This window comes from Bacillus sp. PK6-013 (genome assembly GCF_054161445.1).
In genome coordinates this window covers 729,273-746,840 of record NZ_CP096417.1, presented here as the reverse complement: position 1 = coordinate 746,840, position 17,568 = coordinate 729,273, and the positions used below count along the sequence as shown (strand labels likewise).

General features: G+C 44.9%; 19 protein-coding genes, 1 other RNA gene and 2 pseudogenes. 10 read left to right on the top strand and 12 right to left on the bottom strand.

From position 1 onward, the window contains the following. Positions 1 to 62: 62 nt before the first annotated feature. From M1E03_RS03695 to M1E03_RS03685, 3 genes are all read left to right on the top strand, one after another. Complete coding sequence (locus M1E03_RS03695; RefSeq protein WP_050820780.1) at positions 63 to 461, top strand: YrvL family regulatory protein; 399 nt, start codon at positions 63 to 65, stop codon at positions 459 to 461. 64 nt (positions 462 to 525) lie between these two features. Continuing rightward, positions 526 to 1,011: a DUF6022 family protein gene (locus tag M1E03_RS03690; protein WP_039073024.1), complete on the top strand. Its 486-nt coding sequence runs from the start codon at positions 526 to 528 to the stop codon at positions 1,009 to 1,011. Between the two features lie 147 nt (positions 1,012 to 1,158). Beyond that, positions 1,159 to 2,604, top strand: a complete 1,446-nt coding sequence (locus M1E03_RS03685; RefSeq protein WP_195536896.1) for an alpha/beta fold hydrolase — start codon at positions 1,159 to 1,161, stop codon at positions 2,602 to 2,604. 176 nt (positions 2,605 to 2,780) lie between these two features. Here the strand turns inward: M1E03_RS03685 and M1E03_RS03680 are convergent, their stop codons facing one another. The 3 genes from M1E03_RS03680 to M1E03_RS03670 form a co-directional block, all read right to left on the bottom strand. Then, complete coding sequence (locus M1E03_RS03680; protein ID WP_105981375.1) at positions 2,781 to 4,004, bottom strand: glycoside hydrolase; 1,224 nt, start codon at positions 4,002 to 4,004, stop codon at positions 2,781 to 2,783. Positions 4,005 to 4,104: 100 nt separating this feature from the next. Beyond that, positions 4,105 to 5,652, bottom strand: coding sequence for a glycoside hydrolase family 43 protein (locus M1E03_RS03675; RefSeq protein ID WP_458110679.1), 1,548 nt, complete (start codon positions 5,650 to 5,652; stop codon positions 4,105 to 4,107). Between the two features lie 670 nt (positions 5,653 to 6,322). Next, positions 6,323 to 6,484 carry a hypothetical protein gene (locus tag M1E03_RS03670; protein ID WP_153247050.1) on the bottom strand — a complete coding sequence of 54 codons (162 nt, stop codon included), beginning with the start codon at positions 6,482 to 6,484 and terminating at the stop codon, positions 6,323 to 6,325. Between the two features lie 202 nt (positions 6,485 to 6,686). Between M1E03_RS03670 and M1E03_RS03665 the strand changes: the two genes are divergently transcribed. The 5 genes and pseudogenes from M1E03_RS03665 (at position 6,687) to M1E03_RS03645 (ending at position 10,073) form a co-directional block, all read left to right on the top strand. Beyond that, positions 6,687 to 7,229, top strand: coding sequence for a YcxB family protein (locus tag M1E03_RS03665; protein WP_458110678.1), 543 nt, complete (start codon positions 6,687 to 6,689; stop codon positions 7,227 to 7,229). Positions 7,230 to 7,401: 172 nt separating this feature from the next. Continuing rightward, on the top strand, positions 7,402 to 7,782 hold the full coding sequence (locus M1E03_RS03660; RefSeq protein WP_075212687.1) for a hypothetical protein: 381 nt from the start codon (positions 7,402 to 7,404) through the stop codon (positions 7,780 to 7,782). Positions 7,783 to 8,065: 283 nt separating this feature from the next. Beyond that, a pseudogene (locus M1E03_RS03655) lies at positions 8,066 to 9,273 on the top strand (ribonuclease YeeF family protein); the annotation flags it as partial. Further along, positions 9,247 to 9,783, top strand: a complete 537-nt coding sequence (locus M1E03_RS03650) for a hypothetical protein (protein ID WP_261794677.1) — start codon at positions 9,247 to 9,249, stop codon at positions 9,781 to 9,783. The pseudogene M1E03_RS03655 and the gene M1E03_RS03650, both read left to right, overlap by 27 nt. A gap of 5 nt (positions 9,784 to 9,788) precedes the next feature. Beyond that, positions 9,789 to 10,073 carry a hypothetical protein gene (locus M1E03_RS03645; protein ID WP_146874709.1) on the top strand — a complete coding sequence of 95 codons (285 nt, stop codon included), beginning with the start codon at positions 9,789 to 9,791 and terminating at the stop codon, positions 10,071 to 10,073. 28 nt (positions 10,074 to 10,101) lie between these two features. On the opposite strand, the pseudogene M1E03_RS03640 reads toward M1E03_RS03645, so the two are convergent. The 8 genes and pseudogenes from M1E03_RS03640 to M1E03_RS03605 all read right to left on the bottom strand — a co-directional run. After that, positions 10,102 to 10,382, bottom strand: a pseudogene (locus M1E03_RS03640) (peptidoglycan-binding domain-containing protein); the annotation flags it as partial. A gap of 122 nt (positions 10,383 to 10,504) precedes the next feature. After that, positions 10,505 to 10,860, bottom strand: a transfer-messenger RNA (tmRNA) gene (gene ssrA, locus M1E03_RS03635). Between the two features lie 116 nt (positions 10,861 to 10,976). Then, the gene (smpB, locus tag M1E03_RS03630; RefSeq protein WP_009329604.1) at positions 10,977 to 11,450 is read right to left on the bottom strand and encodes an SsrA-binding protein SmpB; all 474 of its coding nucleotides are present in this window, start codon (positions 11,448 to 11,450) and stop codon (positions 10,977 to 10,979) included. 115 nt (positions 11,451 to 11,565) lie between these two features. Beyond that, on the bottom strand, positions 11,566 to 13,869 hold the full coding sequence (gene rnr / locus M1E03_RS03625; RefSeq protein ID WP_020452983.1) for a ribonuclease R: 2,304 nt from the start codon (positions 13,867 to 13,869) through the stop codon (positions 11,566 to 11,568). 13 nt (positions 13,870 to 13,882) lie between these two features. Then, complete coding sequence (locus M1E03_RS03620) at positions 13,883 to 14,629, bottom strand: alpha/beta hydrolase (protein WP_035337713.1); 747 nt, start codon at positions 14,627 to 14,629, stop codon at positions 13,883 to 13,885. Between the two features lie 140 nt (positions 14,630 to 14,769). Then, positions 14,770 to 15,000, bottom strand: coding sequence for a preprotein translocase subunit SecG (secG, locus tag M1E03_RS03615; RefSeq protein WP_003185418.1), 231 nt, complete (start codon positions 14,998 to 15,000; stop codon positions 14,770 to 14,772). 164 nt (positions 15,001 to 15,164) lie between these two features. Beyond that, positions 15,165 to 15,446 carry an AbrB/MazE/SpoVT family DNA-binding domain-containing protein gene (locus M1E03_RS03610; protein ID WP_020452985.1) on the bottom strand — a complete coding sequence of 94 codons (282 nt, stop codon included), beginning with the start codon at positions 15,444 to 15,446 and terminating at the stop codon, positions 15,165 to 15,167. 28 nt (positions 15,447 to 15,474) lie between these two features. Continuing rightward, a complete protein-coding gene (locus tag M1E03_RS03605) occupies positions 15,475 to 15,708 on the bottom strand; it encodes a helix-turn-helix domain-containing protein (protein ID WP_164470226.1) in 234 nt (77 codons plus the stop codon). A gap of 152 nt (positions 15,709 to 15,860) precedes the next feature. Here M1E03_RS03605 and M1E03_RS03600 point away from each other — a divergent pair, with 152 nt between their 5' ends. Then, the gene (locus M1E03_RS03600; RefSeq protein WP_026580121.1) at positions 15,861 to 16,262 is read left to right on the top strand and encodes a transcriptional regulator; all 402 of its coding nucleotides are present in this window, start codon (positions 15,861 to 15,863) and stop codon (positions 16,260 to 16,262) included. Positions 16,263 to 16,434: 172 nt separating this feature from the next. Beyond that, positions 16,435 to 16,833, top strand: coding sequence for a helix-turn-helix domain-containing protein (locus M1E03_RS03595; protein ID WP_023856314.1), 399 nt, complete (start codon positions 16,435 to 16,437; stop codon positions 16,831 to 16,833). Positions 16,834 to 16,881: 48 nt separating this feature from the next. Here M1E03_RS03595 and M1E03_RS03590 read toward each other — a convergent pair whose 3' ends face one another. Further along, positions 16,882 to 17,559 (bottom strand): ABC transporter permease, encoded by a 678-nt coding sequence (locus M1E03_RS03590; protein WP_020452989.1) that lies wholly within the window; start codon positions 17,557 to 17,559, stop codon positions 16,882 to 16,884. Positions 17,560 to 17,568 lie beyond the last annotated feature (9 nt).

Here is a 17,568-nt window from a genome sequence, read left to right as displayed (position 1 = left end):
TTGCAGGAGACATATTCTGCAGGCCTTCGGCTGCTGTGTACATATTTCAAAGGAGTTGTATCATGAAACATTTCGTTATTTGCTGCTTATCGGTAATGTTCGTTTTTTTCGCCCACTTTCTCGGCATTTCGATCCTGTTTCATCTGCCGGGCGCATTTTATCAAACAGTCGGGTCCCTGCTTTTGTTTACGCTTTGTTATACCGCACTGACCTTTGTCCTGGAACCGGCTGAAAAGCTGCTCATCCACAGTATGAAGCTGCTGGGCATCAATCGGCGGATCACGTTTTTTGCAGCCGAAATGCTCACGATCGGATGTTTATGGGCCGCGATTTTTACAGCGGACGAATTGCTGGACGACGTTCTGCTGACCTCTTCGGCGGAAATCATGATTGCCTTTTCGTTTTTTACCATTGATAAAATCCTTTATCCACGGCAGAGGTCCGGTTCGCTCTTATATTGAGAATCCACTGTGCAGGAGAATGTTATATAATGGATTTCAAGTAATCAAAAGGAGGTTTTCGTTCTTGTATAAGGTACGTTTTAGACCCGACATGTCGATCAAAGAAATCGGCGAACAGGTGCAAAGCTATGTCGCCGCCAATTGGAAACAAACGCTTGAAGATCATCGCGAAGCGCTTTTAAAGGTGTTTCCCGAATTGGAAGACGCGACTTACGGCGTCTACTTGGACCACCTGCTGCCTCCTGTATTTGAAAGTCTCGAACAGTCCGGCTTTACAACGATTCAAGATGCGGGAAAAGGTGATTTTTTCATCGGAAAAGGCTTAAACTTTAGACAGTCCATGGAAAAATGGGGAGCTGACGACTGCCGCTCACGGGTGTTTTGGGCTGTCATCTCCGATCAGCAAGAAAAGCCTGCCGGGACGCTGCTCTTTGACTTTTTTCACTCTCACGCCGGGTTTGACGTGCCTCTTTCTCCGAAGATTTACACATTGGAGGAAACAGAGAGAGACAGAATTGTCGCTCACGTGAAACAGATAAAGGAAAACTAGCTGATAGCGACCCACAACATCATAAGCTGAAACCGCTGGGTAACCCGGCGGTTTTTTTAATGCAGCACAAGGAATATTTTTGCAACCAATCAAACCACACATTCGTTATGTATAAGACCACCAACATCTTACATAAGGGAGAAAATCATGAGAACTTTCGAAATATTATTAACACTTCTGTCTTTTGTCATGCTGTTTCAGCAAAAAATGCCGAGAAAGCTTGCGGCGGCAGCCGGATTTGCGAGTATTGGCGTGTTGGCGGGACAGCTTTTTTTTGAGGGATACAGATGGCAAATGGTTTTGATCTATCTGATCTCCGCCGCCCTCGCCTTTATCGCGATCTTCGGTAAAAGGCTTCAAATCAAGATGTGGAAGCCGCTGAAATATGGCTTGTATGTTCTAACATTCGCCATGCTGGCAATCTCCGTCTTCCTGTCTGTATACCTGCCCGTCTTCGATTTGCCTAAGCCTGACGGCGCTTATTCTGTCGGGACGAAGACGTTTCATTTGACCGACCGCGACAGAGAAGAAACGCTGACAAAAAATCCGCACGATAAAAGAGAACTGATGATCCAAGTATGGTACCCCGCCCAAGGTTTGCATGGACAGAAACGGGCACCTCTCTTTCCCGAAGACGCAAGCACATTTCACGAATATATCGAGAAGTTCGCAGATGGATTCGGTCTTCCCCCGTTTGCTTTGGACTATTGGCGCTACATCAAAACAAACTCATACGAAAACGTTGAAATCTCATCAGCTGAAGCCCGATATCCAGTCGTCGTAATCAGCCACGGCTTCGGAACAAGCCGGCTGCTGCACGCTTCCCAAGCCGAACATCTGGCAAGCCATGGGTTTGTCGCAGTGGCGATCGATCATACGTACAGTACGATGGCAACGGCTTTTCCAGACGGACGGATGACTGGCTTAACAACCGAGCGATATATGAACGGAGTTTCCGAAAACAGCAGCAAGCTCGGGAACATTTGGACGCAGGACGCCGACTTTGTCATCAACCAGTTGGATCAGCTGAATCGCGATGCCTTTAATGGAAAACTCGATATGGACAACATCGGGATGATGGGTCACTCATTCGGCGGCGCCACGGCGTTTAACGCCGCATATTCAAATCCCAAAATTAAAGCCGGAATCAACATGGACGGTTCACTGTACAATGTCAACGGCAAGCAGGCGATTTCAAAGCCGTTTCTATTCATGGAATCGAGCAGCTTTATGAACATTAAAGACAAGGCGCTCAGCGGAAAAATTTCTGATGAAGAAATCAAAAATTCGGGTTTAACGAAAGAAGAATTCAACAAGATGATTGAGGAACGAAAAAAGGAATACAAAATCATTGATCAAGCGTCAATGGTGTATATTGAAGGAACGGAGCATTACAACTTCACCGACTTGCAGCTTTATTCAAAACTTTTGAAGCAGCTCGGCATGACGGGCGACATCGACGGCGAACGAAGCGCGGATATCGTGAACCGGTACGTTTTGGATTTTTTCAACAAGCATCTAAAAGAAACCGGCGGCGGCTTGATCAGCAAGCCGAATCCGTCATATCCGGAGGTGAAGTTTCCGAAGGAATAAACCGAAAACGACAGAAAGGGTGCCGGCGGCGGCACCCTCTTTGTCTCATTAACAGATACACCCTGGATTGCGAGAACTAAATATTTTTCGTATGCCTTTTCACTAAATGGCCGCTAAGCCCGGCATATCGGAACTGTGCGGCTTGTAACTCCGCTTCATGCGCGGCGTCGTTAATATTAGCGGAGGTTAGCGACAAATGTTGTCACACTCTGAGCCGGAAGATGCGCCCAAAAATGATTGTCTGTTACATTGAGATTCGTTCCAGGTTGAAGGTTGCTGCTGCTGCTCGTGATCCATCTGGATACTTGAGAAACAGATCCATTCTGCAGAACGAAGTTTTGGTTAACCCCTGAGTTGTTTTTATTAATGGCAACTATAACGACTTTGTTGTCACCTTTATAGGCAGATACGTAAACGTTTGAAGCGGGGCTCTTTGTCGCATCAACCCTGACATAACCGGGACGGACAAACTTCGAGAAATGAGCCATATTGTAACCGCGCTTGCTGATCGTACCGTCTTCTTTCATAGGACCGTATGATCTGCGGATGTACCACCATACATAAGCCTGAAAATCTCCCTCTACCATCGAATTGTGAATATGGTGCGAAACATCCAATGCCTCAGGCCAGCGGTCCGCAGAATTATTGTCACTGTTCGGATAATATACTTCCGTCATCCAAAGATCTTTTCCTGCTCCTTTTTGTTTGAACAGTGGATAAGCGAAATTGTTAAGCTGTGTACCATAAAGATGAGCGCCAAGAATATCCATATTGGCAAGCGCCTTCGGATCATTCAAAATCGGATCCGATATATTTTTTAAGTATTGAAACGACTCAGGCGCGATGACACGGGCATTAATCGAGCCGGCGTTCTCTTTCATAAAGCGAAGTATTTCTTGCGGTGTCCACCACGTCCAGTCGTGTGCGTAATCAGGCTCGTTTTGGACGGAAATCGCATACAGATTCACGCCATTATTTTTCATGAAGGTAACAAAGTCGTTAAGATGCTTCGCGTATGCGGCGTACTTATCGTATCTCAGCCGTTTAGCTGATGTGTCTCCATTCCGATTGAAAGTCTCAACCATATCGCTTGGCGGATTCCAGGGAGAAGCAAAAACGATTGCTCCGTGTTTGATCGCACTCTTTGCCGTCTCCACTTCTCTGTACCAATTGTTTCTATTTTCATCAACATGAATTCTTAAAATTGAAAAGCCTAACTGATTCTGTCCATTGCCAAAGGCGGTTTCTCTTTGAGCTGCTGTAAGATCCCCGATCCAAGCCGGGTGATTCATCCCTCCAAAACCGCGAATCACTTGTTTTTCTGCAGATAGACGAACTGTTGCGTCACTGGCTGCTGAAACTTCAGAAGCGGCAGGCCCGGTTAACATGAGCGACAGCATCGTTACATATGCCAACAATACACAAATTATTTTTTTCACATGCTTTCATCCTCTCATTGTTGTGGTATATGAAAACCCTTCTGAGACCACCTTTTTGCTGTTACCGGTGCTCATTTTGTGTAAACTGCCAGTAATCAACATTAAACAAGTTGCCTGAACTGTTTCCGGTAAATACAAAATAGACGTTGTGAACACCGGTTGCGCCGCTCACAGTGGTTTCTATTTCTCTCCAAGTCTGCGCTCCGCCTGTGGAAGGTACATTCAGAGTTCCCACAAGCTTACCTGTTACACTGTCGAGACGGACTTCAATTTTACCGCCTGCAGTGGAAGCGACATTGGCTTTAAATGTCCTCGCTCCGCGCGTGCCGAAGTCAGCATTTCCTACAGCAATCCAGTCTCCGTTATGAATGCTTGTGACGTTTTGATTATTTTCCGGTCCGCCGGGTGCTGAGGATTTCTCCGTCAAAATGCGTCCATTCCAGGCAAACGTTTCAGCTTCTACCCGGTTATACGGATTCAAATTGGCAAGCTGAGACACTCCCCTATAATTTGCCGCCACCTCTTGAATGGACCCGTCTGCAAGATGGACCAGCTTATTGATATGGGGAGAACGGTATCCTTTGCCGGCTCCGAACAAAGCGAAACTGACAGTTTGAGCATGGTACACCACATACCACTCGTTTTTAAAATTGAAAACAGCATGATGGTTGTTTCCGCCAGCCCCGAAGAATGCACCCGGATTTTTCAGGAAATGCCCTCTATACGTAAAGGGCCCCATGGGACTTGAGCTGGTCATGTAGCCGATTTCACCCGGTGGTATATTGGCCGGGTGCGCACCGCTGAAATTGATGCAATAGGAATAGTAATATTTTCCGTTATGTTTATGAATTCCCGAGTCTTCAAACATGAAAGGCGCATCAATCACAGACGCGCTTCCAACAACGCTGGTCATATCGTTCCCCAATTTTATGACTCGTGCTGTTTTAGGATTTGCCCATTGCTCCTGCGTTGGATTTGAACCGCCGGGGATGCCTCCACCGGCATACAGATAACCGGTGCCATCGTCATCTACGAACACTGCCGGATCAAATAGCCAAACAACGCCGGACATTCCCGGTGTACTTGTTGTAACCAACGCTTTTCCAATCGGATCTGTCCACGGCCCGGTCGGGCTGTCTGCGGTGAGGACCCCGATACCTCCGCCGCCGTTTGCAAAGTAAAGGAAGAATTTATCCTTACCATTTATCTTTTTAACTGCGACTGACGGGGCCCAGGACGCGCCTGCCCATTTCGCAATCCCCCGGCCGCCATTAGCCCCGTTGGCACCTGCCACCGGAATGGCTCCGTGATCTGTCCAGTTCACCATATCCGCTGAAGAGATGACGAACACTTTGTTCAAATTGGCAAATGAATTATCCTTAATCGTTCCGTTGCTGTTATATTCATAATCGTCACTGGACATATAGATGTAGACTCTTCCGTTATAGGTCAGCGCAAAGGGATCCGCTCCTAAATGATGGTCTATAAGCGGGTTAGAATTCCCTACATGTTTTGCAATGGTTGTGCTGGCAGCAAGTACAGATTTCCCAGGTATACAGCTCATGAATAGCACAAGAACCAATAAACATGCACCGCACTTCATTTTCATAACCAACATCCTCCTTTTATCTATAAAATCAGGCGAGTTGCCGATTTTTCCGGCAGAAGCCCCTGTCTTTGAAAAGTGCGATCCGGCTTTGGGGCGATTTCTAATCTTGAAGCAGCTTCTTTCATAGCTCTATTCCTTCGCGAAGCCGGGCCTAGCCCTCTTCCGGAAGAACGCGTTCAGAATCTTGGCCAACCGCAATAACCTGACCGGTGATTTATCTGCCGGCGCTTTGCTCTTCTTTCTCCGCATCCCCTCCTGTAGTTCATATTTAATAACCGTTTTGCATAAGCGTTGATCATACAAACTTTTACATTTAGCGCCTTCAAAAACTTACCATAATTTTTTAAGCATATTAAGTGTCTTTTATCATTTCTTTTTCATAATCTAAAATTGATTCTTATGAACTAATTTCATTTTTCTAAAAGAAAATAGGGTTGTTTTATAGACATCCGTACGTTGCCTAGAGGTGATTCTTAATCGCGGAAAGAAAAAGAGTTTAAGTTGAATCAGCGGAGCATTACAGCTTCCCCGAAGACGGAAAAGCGGAGATATTATAAATCATCATGTTTTGTATTTTTTAAGGAACGGGCGGCGACTTGACAAGCGAGCTGAATCCGGAGGAATGATCGAAAAGCTGAGTGCCGCTGAGGAAAGCGGCAACCTCTTATAATCAGGAGAAAATAAAGAAAAGACTTAAAGCAATCGCAGTCTGAACAAGCGAAATCAAAGCCAAGTGTCCAAACGGAGTCTTGGCTTTTTTGATGTATGTATCATAAATGGCATTAACAGTAAAGAAACAAACGTATCCTATTAGCGATTCAATGATGAGCATGGTAGACCTCCTTTTGGTCAGCTCCTTCGAATGTATATACAATCAAAGTTCGACATAATACCCTCTGATCCTTTTTTAGCGATCCCTAAGTCGATTACACGGTGCCTCTGCTATACCGATTCCAAAGAAAAGCCAATTTCTGAAAATAAATGAAACTTTATGCTAAAATTAAAGGAAAACAGGTTTGAGGTGCAGTAAACTTATGATCCAACACAGTGTCTTTCTTGAGGGAGAATATACATTACAGGATATGAGATACTTCTTTTTTTATTGGCTTAAAAAATACGCATTCCTTTATTTTATTCTTATTTTTCTATTGTTGGTCTGGGTGTTTTCCGTCGATGGGAAGATGCCGATTACCGTTTATCATAGTGAAACACTCGAATTGTTGTTGAATGGACTTCTCATGATTGTACTTTCAATAATATTAACCTCACTTTTAATTGGTTTTTTTTATATCCGGATGCAAATTGCCTATCGGAAAAATGAACGGCTAAAACGTAAAAGAACTTACACTATCAATCCACAAGGAATTCAGATTCAATTTAAGAATTTCGATACGTTGTTTCAATGGTATGAAGTGACAGCAGTAACAGAATATAAACGCTTCATCCTCATGAAAACGTCAAGCAGCCAGATGATTTTGATACCGAAACGCTTTTTCACATTTGAAAATGAACTTCATTCTTTCAGAGAGCTTGTGACTACATATGGGCAGGCCAAAAAATTGAAATTGCAATCTTAAGAAGATGGATTTCTCTTTTTTGTATATCCATTTTCATTTCGTAAAAGGAAGCTTTATTCTTTAGTGATTGTAACCAAATGTATCAGAGGAGAATGCTATTTTTAGAAAACCATTAATAATAAGAATGTCCCTATAATGAATCCAGTCGATAAATAAAAGGCGGTTGATAGTAATGAATAATGCAATACTAAAAAAATTACACCCACATATAGAGGAAGAGGTTACACTTGAAATAAACGGATTTGAATTCACTGGATTTTCAACTATTTGCCCCTATGTCATTGAAGAAGGGAGAGAGTATCCTGTTTTTATTAGCTTCACAATTTTAGATCAGTCAGACCTTCTTGAGTTAGATAAGGAAATCAAAGAATTAGCACGAATTGATGATAGTTATAGATATTATATACGCGGAATACTACATGAAGGATATATTGATGCAGGAATAAAAATTTATGATGACAATGGATATTTTAATGATTATAAATATCTGGCAGGTAAACCCGTAGAGTTATTAGTTGACAGAATAGCAGTTGATTTTCTTGATAATAACTAATGACCAATCGGCAAGAAACCATTCAAAATAAAATAGATTGATGAAAGTCAAAAAAGTTTTAAAACAGTTCTTTAATCTCGAGTTTATAGAATTTGAAAATTATGATCCTGAGTGGTTGCAAGTATTTGACGCACCATTGGAACGATTTAGCCTAATTTTCTCCACCCTTCTTCCTTCCTCTTCATTATGATTCATTTTCAGTGAACCACAGGATTTATTGTCCATTCTTTTCTATAAAGTGGTAAACTTTTTTCTGAATAAGTCTTTTGAAAGGGTTTGACGAATGAAAGTCTTTGAAGCGAGTTCTTTAATTGAAGCAGCGAACAAACGTAAGAAAGAATATGAAACCTTTGAAGATCAATTGCAAACACTGAAAAAAGCGTTTCTCGGCGTCGCTGATTTAGGTGATGATTTTCAGGGGAAAGGCGCGGACAACATCAAAGACTTCTTTAGAGGACAGGCCGAGATCGTTGATAGTTGGCTCAAGCTTGTCGATGCACAGATCGCTTTTTTTAAAGGGGTTTCCGGCGATATTAAAGATCAAAAGCTGTCCAATTCATATGTGGAAGTCTCCTTTCTGGATCATGAGCTGAAAAATGCGGATTTGAAAGCAACGGAAATCGTCTCAGGGCTCAAGCTGGAAATGGATAAGATCATCGCCAGCGTAAGCGATATTGTTGACTTGGATAATTGGACGCTAGATGACTATATTGATAAAATGGGCAAGGCACAAGAAACTCGCCAGAACACGATCGATGCTGTCAACAAGCTTGACGAATCGTTAAAAACCGAATACTCAAATTTAGAAGCTCTTGACAATACAGTGCTCGCTAAGTATTCCGGTCTAATGGAAGCAACAAGCCATGGAAAAAGTGCGGCTCCGATGCATTTTAGTTTGAAGTCGTTTCATTCCAGTGAAATCTACAAGAATACGATGGAAGTTGAAAAACAGGCCACTAATTACATCGACTCCAAAAGCGAACAAGCCGAAGCCCGGCAACTGCAGGAAAAACAAGAAGAAGAAGCAAACAAGCCTTGGTATTTAAAAACGCTTGATGCTGGTGGAACATTTTTAGGAGAAATCAGCGGGTACTATGATTATAAAAGAGCTGCTGAAGGGATTGACCCGATCACAGGCGAGAAATTAACGGATGGCCAGCGAGTCGCCGCCGGAGCGATGGGTGCGGCCGGCTATATCCCGGTTGTCGGCTGGTTAGGCAAAGGTGCAAAAGGGATCAAAGGTGTATACAGCATGTACAAGGCCGAAAAAGCAGTCACAACTGTAGACAAGCTCTGGCTGCTTACAAAACCCCGAAAACCTTCCACGCTCTGAAAAACTCTGAAAAAGGCCTATATGGACTGGCCGCGGCTAATGGCTTCAGCGAAACCATCACCGGACGGGATATGCTCGGAAATAAGATTTCGGATGAACAGCGACAGGATAGCCTAAATCGTGCAATCGCAATGATAGCACCTTTCGGTATGCAGAAAGCCGGAAAAGTGCTGAGTGTAAACTCACATAACGGTAGGGCCACTAATCTTTACAGAGGTGAAGACTTTCCTTATGAGCCTAAAAGACCAAACGGCATAGGCAAGTCTCATATTTCCCCTGAAACCGGTAATCTTGTACCTGCCAACAAAACTGGTATGTACCAAGGTCGTCAGGTTACTGTAACAGAGCACGTCCTTGGAGGATATAGAAAAGGCGGGAAATCCAACAGCCCATATACAAGTTTTACAATAAATCAAAAAGTTGCAAAGGGATACGGTGAAAATACAATAGAACTCGACATATCTGCTCTCCGTAAAGCCATCAGGTCTGGTGAAGTGAAGGATATTGTAATTTTATCTCCTAAACAAATCGAAAGGTTAATCAAAAATGATACTCGACAGTCTGAATACTGGAAAAACAAAGCTTTAAAATGGACTCAAAGAGACACTGAATACTTTGTAAAAGGTGAAGTTCCAAAACAATTTATCAAAGTACATCCGAAGGAGTGATAAATATGCTTCTATATTATAAAAATGAATGCTTGGGTGAAATAAAATGCGCTACTGTTGAAGGTGTCTGGATGTATGGAACAATCATTCCTAATGAAAACATGGAAAAGTTCAAAGATTTCTTTAAGGCTGTAGTAAACGAGGATGACCCTTTTGCCATTGAACAGTATAGTGAAGAATGGTTAGATGATGAAAATTGGTTTATTATTGATGAAAAGCAAAAAAAGGTTGGTATATCCCTTCCAGGGATTTACGAAAATGATAATGAAATAAATTGGAGATGGAGATAAGAAGGCCCTTATTAGAGGCCTTTTTGTATTACTTCAGTAGTGATTCAAGTTTTGCTTTCGTTTTCGGTCCGTAAATACCATCCGCAGACAACTCGTACATCAGCTGGAACCGTTTGACCGCGTTCGCCGTTTTCGGCCCGCAGCAGCCATTTCTATGTCGTTATTCTTTGCCTCTTTGTATGGATAGAAATAGAGGGCAGCTAAAGCCTCTTGAATCCGCCGAACGGCCGTTCCTTTCATGAGTGGGCTTTTTATCTTAAAGATGCCCGCAGGCAGCGTGTAGGATGATTTTTTGTCGCTCGAGGAAAGCTTTTTTTCCCGCTGCAATATGAGGACCGATGACCCGCCATACATGTTCATTAAGCCTTTCAAAGGCTCTTGCACAAACATCAAAAAATCCCAAAAAAACAAAAAAACCACCATCATATGTATGGTGGAGACGGTGGGAGTCGAACCCACGTCCAGAAACGTCGATTGCTTCAGCGTCTACGAGCGTAGCCCTGCATATTTAGTTTCGCTCATCTTCGTGCCTGCGGGCAGGCCCTCGGAGAGCTAGTCTGATAAGTCTCTTCCTGCGCTCTCAGACGGGAGCGCAAGCGTAGCCTACTTCGTTATGGGCTCTTAACCGGCACATAGGCGATGCGGGCAAGAGCTCGCTGCGCTAATTAGGCAGCTAGTGCTAAGTTCTGGTTAGATTTGCCAGTTATATTTAGGTGCGTTTTTACGAGATCGCCTCTCGGCTCGCAACTCAAGCTCGATCCGTCCCTGTCGAATCCGTAACGTCCCCTTGGATGAAAAGGAAGTCGGATAACTGGCTGCATCACTATTATAACAAGATCACGCGTCAATTCCAAATGGTAATGTCTGTGATCACGTTCATATAGGATAACATGGGTTCCGGCTTTAGATCAAGCCTTTTTGCCTGTCGCGGAATGCTCTTTCGATTTCGCGTTTGGCGTCTTTGCGCTTTAAGTCTTCGCGTTTGTCGAATTTCTTCTTCCCTTTTCCGAGTCCGAGCAGCACTTTCGCAAAACCGTTCTTCAAATAAATCTTGAGCGGTACGAGCGAGTATCCCTGCTCTTTCGTCAAACCGATCAATTTGTTGATCTGCTTGCGGTGCATCAAAAGCTTTCTCGTCCGCAACGGATCATGGTTGTAGCGGTTCCCCTGCTCATACGGGCTGATGTGCATATTGTGAAGGAACACTTCCCCGCGCTCAATTTTAGCGAACGCGTCCTTTAAATTCACCCGTCCGGCGCGAATGGACTTGATTTCCGTACCTTGAAGCACGATGCCTGTTTCGTATGTTTCTTCTATAAAATAATCGTGATTTGCTTTTTTATTTTGGGAAACAACCTTCCCTTCTCCCTTTGGCATACGGCAACCTCCTCCCGCCTTCAATCTCACATTCAAAAGGGCGGCGAATACGTATTATTCTATCAAATGAACGTTCGCCTTACAATTTCGCCGCCCTTTTTTTGACGTGTGCCGTCTATTTTTTCTTTTTCTTGCGTTTTTGTTTCGGCGCGTTTTGAAAACCGCGTTTTTTCTTTACTTTTTTCTTTTTCGGCTTGGTGAACCATTCCCCTTTGTCAGCCGATGGAGCATCCTTTTTAGGACCCTTTTTCTGTTTTTGCTCCGGTTTCTGCCGGCGGCGGGAGCCTTTCATGCCGACGATTTCAAAATCGATGTTCCGCTCGTCTTTATTGACGTCAACGACGCGGACCGTAATCTCATCGCCGATCCGGTAGACGTTGCCCGTACGCTCGCCGATCATGGCATAGTGCTGTTCATCATAACGGTAAAAATCGTCCGTCATAAAGCTGACGTGGACAAGCCCTTCGATCGTGTTCGGCAGCTCGACAAACATGCCGAAGTTCGTAACGGAACTGATCACACCGTCAAATTCTTCACCGATCTTATCCAGCATAAATTCGGTTTTTTTCAAATCATCCGTTTCCCGCTCGGCATCTACGGCATTGCGTTCCATATTTGACGTATGCTCGGCGATCTCAGGCAGTTTTTCGGCCCATTTCTCCCTTGTCGCTTCGTCTGTCTTGCCCTGAATCAAATACGTCCTGATCAGCCTGTGGACGATCAAGTCAGGGTAGCGGCGAATCGGTGACGTGAAATGGGTGTAGAATTCAGTCGACAAGCCGAAGTGTCCGAGGCTTTGCGGATCGTATTTCGCCTGCTTCATCGATCTGAGCATAACCGTTGAAATTACGGCTTCTTCAGGACGATCCCTGACTTCTTCAAGCACGCTTTGCAGCGCTTTCGGATGGATGCTTCCGGCCGTCCCTTTGACGACATAGCCGAATGTCGTAACGAACTCAAGAAATCTCTGGAGCTTTTCTTGATCCGGATCTTCGTGAATCCGGTAAATAAACGGAACATTCATCCAATGAAAGTGCTCGGCGACCGTTTCATTGGCGACTAGCATAAATTCTTCGATCAGCTTTTCTGCTGTCGATCGTTCTCTCAAGACGACGTCCTTCGCTTTTCCTTCTTCGTCGACGAGTACCTTCGCTTCCTTAAAGTCAAAGTCGACGGCACCGCGTTCCATCCGCTTGCCGCGCAGAATCGCAGCCAAGTCTTCCATGTCTTTGAACATCGGGACAAGCGCCTCATATTTCTGCTTCAGCTCTTCATCGTCATCGACTAAAATCTTGTTCACGTCAGAATAAGTCATCCGCTCGGTCGTTTTAATGACACTTTGAAAAATTTCGTGTTCGACGACTTGCCCTTGAGGATTAATGAGCATTTCGCACGACAAAGTCAGCCGGTCAACCTTCGGATTTAAGGAGCAGATTCCATTCGACAGCCTGTGCGGGATCATCGGAATCACCCGGTCGACAAGATAGACGCTCGTGCCGCGTTCATATGCTTCCTGGTCAATCGGAGACCCTTCTGTGACATAATGGCTGACATCGGCAATGTGGACGCCGAGTTTATAATGGCCGTTTTTGAGTTTTGTGACGGTAACGGCATCATCCAAGTCTTTGGCATCTGCGCCGTCGATCGTGACGATCGTTTGATCGCGCAGATCCCGTCTGCCTTCAAGATCTTTTTCATCGATTGTATCAGGCGTATTGCCGGCTTGTTCCATCGCCTCAGCCGGAAAGTCTCCCGGGAGGCCATGCTTATGAATGATGGAAAGGATATCGATGCCGGGGTCGTTTTTGTGGCCGAGAATCTCGATAACTTCCCCTTCCGCACTCATCCGGCCTTCAGGATAGCTTGTCAGGCGGACGACGACTTTGTGCCCCTCGACGGCGCCGTTTTTGGCGTGCTTCGGAATAAAGATGTCATTCGTGATTTTTTTATCGTCGGGAATGACGAAGCCGAAGTTTTTCGTCTCTGTATACGTGCCGACAATCTTCTGAATGCTGCGCTCAATGATGCGGATGATGGCCCCTTCTTTTTTTGTACCTCCGGACTCCGTACTCAGGCGGACAAGCACGGTATCTCCGTTCATTGCCGTATTCAACTCAGACGGCGGAATGAAGACATCGTCAAGCGAGGAATCTTCGGGGAGAACAAACGCGAAGCCTTTCGCGTGCGCCGACACCTTCCCTTTGATCAAATTCATTTTTTCGGGCAAACCGTAGCGGTTGCTTCTCGTTCTGACGACAAGCCCTTTTTCTTCAAGGGTTACAAGAGCTTTGACAAGCTCTTTGTATTCGTCCGAATCGGTGATTTCCAGCATCTCTTCCAGTTCCTGAACTGTAAGAGGTTTATACGCTTCTTCTTTCATAAAGGAGAGAAGCTTATCCATAAATTCTTCTTTTTCCACTAACCAGACCTCCTTATGTCTGCCAATCCAGCGTTTCTAAAAATTGATACACATCCTTGTGCAGTGCTTCGCGTTCTTTATCCAATGTGATGGCATGACCGGATTCTTCATACCATTTCAGCTGCTTATCATCCGTTTCAACTTCATTGTAGATGATGTTCGCGCTGTCCGTATTAATCATATGATCGTGGCGCGCCTGCACGACAAATGTAGGCGAATAGATCATGTCCACATGCTCTCTGACATCGGCAATCAAATCCTGCAGTGCTTTCAACGTGTTCATCGGCGTTTTTTTGAATTCTTCCATCTCAGCGTCAATCTGTTCCGCTGTCTTGCCTTCAAATTTCTTATAATTGCGTGCATACTCAAGCACACCCTCGTACATCGTCTCTTCGCTTTTGATATACATCGGCGCGCACATTGGAACAATTCCCTTTATGGGTACAGTGTAACCCAATTTCAATGAAAAAACCCCTCCGAGAGACAGACCGCAAGCGGCGATTTGTTCATACCCTTCCGATTTCAAATATTCATACCCGTTCATGACATCTTTCCACCAGTCTTCCGGCCCTGTAGAAAGAAGTTCTTCCGGAGGCACGCCGTGGCCTTTATATTGGGGCGCATGGCATGTGTAGCCTTTTTCATTCAAATATCTTCCGAGCATTCTCACGTCCGCCGTGTTGCCGGTAAATCCGTGCAGCAGCAGGACGGCTTTTTTTCCGCCTTTAAATGTGAAAGGTTGTGGTTTGACGATTTTCATGATTCACTGTCTCCTTTTCATATGTATTCTTCCACGTTTAGTCTTGAAACAAACTTTATCAATCGGCCGGTCTCTTCATACAAAGACCTGCAAATAGGAAAAAGGCCTGACTTGAACATCAGACCTCATGCTTCATTGTCTTATACAAAGTAAGCAAGCGCAATCGTTAAGAAAAAGAAAAGCACGGTTAAAACGACCGTCATCCGGTGGAGAATCAAATCAAGTCCTCTTGCTTTCTGCTTTCCGAAAAGCTGCTCGGCTCCGCCGGAAATTGCGCCTGATAATCCGGCGCTTTTGCCGGATTGCAGTAAAACGACAACGATCAGTACGATACTTACAATCACTAATAAGACCGTTAAAAATGCGGCCATAACCTACACCTCCAGACAAACTGGCTGACAATAGTTTTATTTTACATGAAAAGCAAGCGCATGTCACGAGCGTTTCGAACAGCTTTTTTTATTTTTTCCCAGCGCCTGAATAAGGTATACAAAAAAAAGGAGCGGCTATGCTCCCTATCAGGCGGAATATGTAATCATTTTTCTGACAAGGCCGCCATCATATCTTCCAGCAGCATTTCTGCTCCCCTTGGGCTGAGTACGATTTTGCCGCCCGCATACGTTTTATTTTTGGTGGTGATGTCGCCGGTCATCAAGCATGCCATGTTGGCGGCGTATTTTGTCAAAATGATGTTTTCTCCGTCGGTGTATATTTCGAGCGGGTCCTTTTCATTGATATTCAGCACCCTGCGCATTTCGACCGGGAGAACGACTCTGCCGAGCTCATCGATTCTCCGGACAATTCCCGTATTTTTCACGTTTGAAAAGCCTCCTTTTTTCCTTTGTTTATTGACATTTGTCAACATCTTTATAATAAAAGAGATCTTCAAATTTTTTGTTGAAATACTGAATCATCTTTCCGATCACAAGCTGTCCGGGCCTCCTTTCGCCATTTAAAACTCTGCTCAGAGTCGCCGGGGATACGCCGATTTCAATGGCAAGCTGATTTAAGGAGAGATTGTGTTCAATCATATACTGGAGAACAAAATCTCTTTTGATATGAATCTTTTTTACCATGATTACTCCCCTTTCTAATCTCTTATGTTTCTTTTTGTCTATATTGAACATAAACGATTTGTTAACTTTTGTCAATACTTTTATCATCCATATGTTTCCTATAGGCAATATTCGTACTAAAATATTTTATAATAAGAGATTGCGAGGTTTTGGCCATGACGAACTTTGGATACCATTTACGACAATTAAGGGAACGGAAAAAACTGACCGTCAATCAGCTGGCGATGTATTCCGGCGTCAGTTCGGCCGGCATTTCGCGAATTGAAAACGGAAAGCGCGGCGTGCCGAAGCCGGCGACGATCAGAAAACTGGCGGACGCTTTGAAAGTCCCGTATGAGGAACTGATGGCATCCGCAGGCTATATCAGCGCATCTACAGTCCAGGAAGCAAGAAGCAGCTACGATTCCATTTACGACATCGTTACACAGTACGATTTAGAGGATCTTTCTCTGTTTGACAGCGAAAAGTGGAAGGTGCTCTCAAAGAAAGACATCGAAAACCTGGACAAATATTTCGACTTTCTCGTGCAGGAAGCAAGCAGCCGAAACAAAAACTGAATACCTTCTCCGCAGCGCACGCCCCCCTTTTTATCATTTTCGTCTGTTTTCGACCCTGCTGTTATTTTATCCCTTATGTTAACTTTTGTCAATATTTTTCCTGTCTAAGTATTTCCTTTAGTCAACATTTGTATTAAACTGTTTATATCATGAATTTGCGGGGGAGATGGCGATGACAATGTTCGGCGAACGACTCAAAGAGCTGAGGGAACAAAGAAGCCTGTCTGTTAATCAGCTTGCTATGTATGCCGGTGTGAGCGCCGCTGCCATTTCCAGAATCGAAAACGGCCACCGCGGCGTTCCAAAGCCCGCGACGATCAGAAAATTGGCCGATGCTCTGAAAATGCCGTACGAGCAGCTCATGGATATTGCCGGTTATATGAGGGCTGACGAGATTCGCGAACAACCGCGCGGCTATGTCACGATGCAGGACATCGCGGCCAAGCATGGCGTCGAAGATCTGTGGCTGTTTGAGCCCGGAAAATGGGACTGCTTGTCCCGCGAAGACCTGCTCAACCTCGAACAATACTTTCATTTTTTGGTCAATGAAGCGAAAAAACGCCAATCATAAAAAGCCGAATTTCTCTTTAGCAGAAATTCGGCTTTTTTCGGCTGCCATTTAAGCGGCATCCGGATTCGGCGTCTTGCCTTTATGATGCTTAACGGGGCTCAGCGCACGTTCAAGCCATCCCATGAACAGATCGGCGATGATCGCCATCAGTGCCGTCGGGATCGCGCCTGCCAGAATGATCGCTGTTCCGTTGGTCGCGTTTGACCCCCTGACAATGATGTCCCCGAGGCCGCCAGCGCCGACAAACGTGCCGATGGCCGTGATGCCGATCGCGATGACGAGCGCGGTTCTGAGCCCTGCCATAATGACCGACAAAGCGAGCGGAAGCTCCACCATCCGGAGCACTTGAAATTTCGTCATGCCCATCGCCTTCCCTGATTCAAGGTAGGCGTGCTCAATGCTGACGATTCCCGTATATGTGTTTCGAATAATCGGCAAAAGCGAATACAAAAACAATGATAGAATCACCGTGTTGGCGCCGAGTCCCATGACTAGCATCAAGACGGCGAGCATCGCAAGCGCCGGAATCGTTTGAATGACATTGGTGATGGAAAAGACCCATTTGCTGATCTTCCGGTATCTGGCGATGAAAATACCAACAGGGATGCCGACGACGGCGGCGAATAATACGCCGTATGCCGACATTAAAAAGTGTCGGTAAAATTCCCCCAGCACATAGCTCCCGTTTTGCGCATAATACGTCCAAAGCTGCTGCAGCACTTCCATTTGTCAGCC

Excerpts from the sequence above, each read along its gene's own strand:
- M1E03_RS03660 (WP_075212687.1), top strand. The coding sequence starts at position 7,402 with ATGAATAATGCAATACTAAAAAAATTACACCCACATATAGAGGAAGAG.
- M1E03_RS03590 (WP_020452989.1), bottom strand. The coding sequence starts at position 17,559 with ATGGAAGTGCTGCAGCAGCTTTGGACGTATTATGCGCAAAACGGGAGC.
- M1E03_RS03675 (WP_458110679.1), bottom strand. The coding sequence starts at position 5,652 with ATGAAAATGAAGTGCGGTGCATGTTTATTGGTTCTTGTGCTATTCATG.
- secG (WP_003185418.1), bottom strand. The coding sequence starts at position 15,000 with ATGGCCGCATTTTTAACGGTCTTATTAGTGATTGTAAGTATCGTACTG.
- M1E03_RS03650 (WP_261794677.1), top strand. The coding sequence starts at position 9,247 with ATGATAGCACCTTTCGGTATGCAGAAAGCCGGAAAAGTGCTGAGTGTA.
- M1E03_RS03680 (WP_105981375.1), bottom strand. The coding sequence starts at position 4,004 with ATGCTGTCGCTCATGTTAACCGGGCCTGCCGCTTCTGAAGTTTCAGCA.
- M1E03_RS03595 (WP_023856314.1), top strand. The coding sequence starts at position 16,435 with ATGACAATGTTCGGCGAACGACTCAAAGAGCTGAGGGAACAAAGAAGC.
- M1E03_RS03620 (WP_035337713.1), bottom strand. The coding sequence starts at position 14,629 with ATGAAAATCGTCAAACCACAACCTTTCACATTTAAAGGCGGAAAAAAA.
- M1E03_RS03695 (WP_050820780.1), top strand. The coding sequence starts at position 63 with ATGAAACATTTCGTTATTTGCTGCTTATCGGTAATGTTCGTTTTTTTC.
- M1E03_RS03685 (WP_195536896.1), top strand. The coding sequence starts at position 1,159 with ATGAGAACTTTCGAAATATTATTAACACTTCTGTCTTTTGTCATGCTG.
- M1E03_RS03645 (WP_146874709.1), top strand. The coding sequence starts at position 9,789 with ATGCTTCTATATTATAAAAATGAATGCTTGGGTGAAATAAAATGCGCT.
- smpB (WP_009329604.1), bottom strand. The coding sequence starts at position 11,450 with ATGCCAAAGGGAGAAGGGAAGGTTGTTTCCCAAAATAAAAAAGCAAAT.
- M1E03_RS03665 (WP_458110678.1), top strand. The coding sequence starts at position 6,687 with ATGATCCAACACAGTGTCTTTCTTGAGGGAGAATATACATTACAGGAT.
- M1E03_RS03600 (WP_026580121.1), top strand. The coding sequence starts at position 15,861 with ATGACGAACTTTGGATACCATTTACGACAATTAAGGGAACGGAAAAAA.
- M1E03_RS03670 (WP_153247050.1), bottom strand. The coding sequence starts at position 6,484 with ATGCTCATCATTGAATCGCTAATAGGATACGTTTGTTTCTTTACTGTT.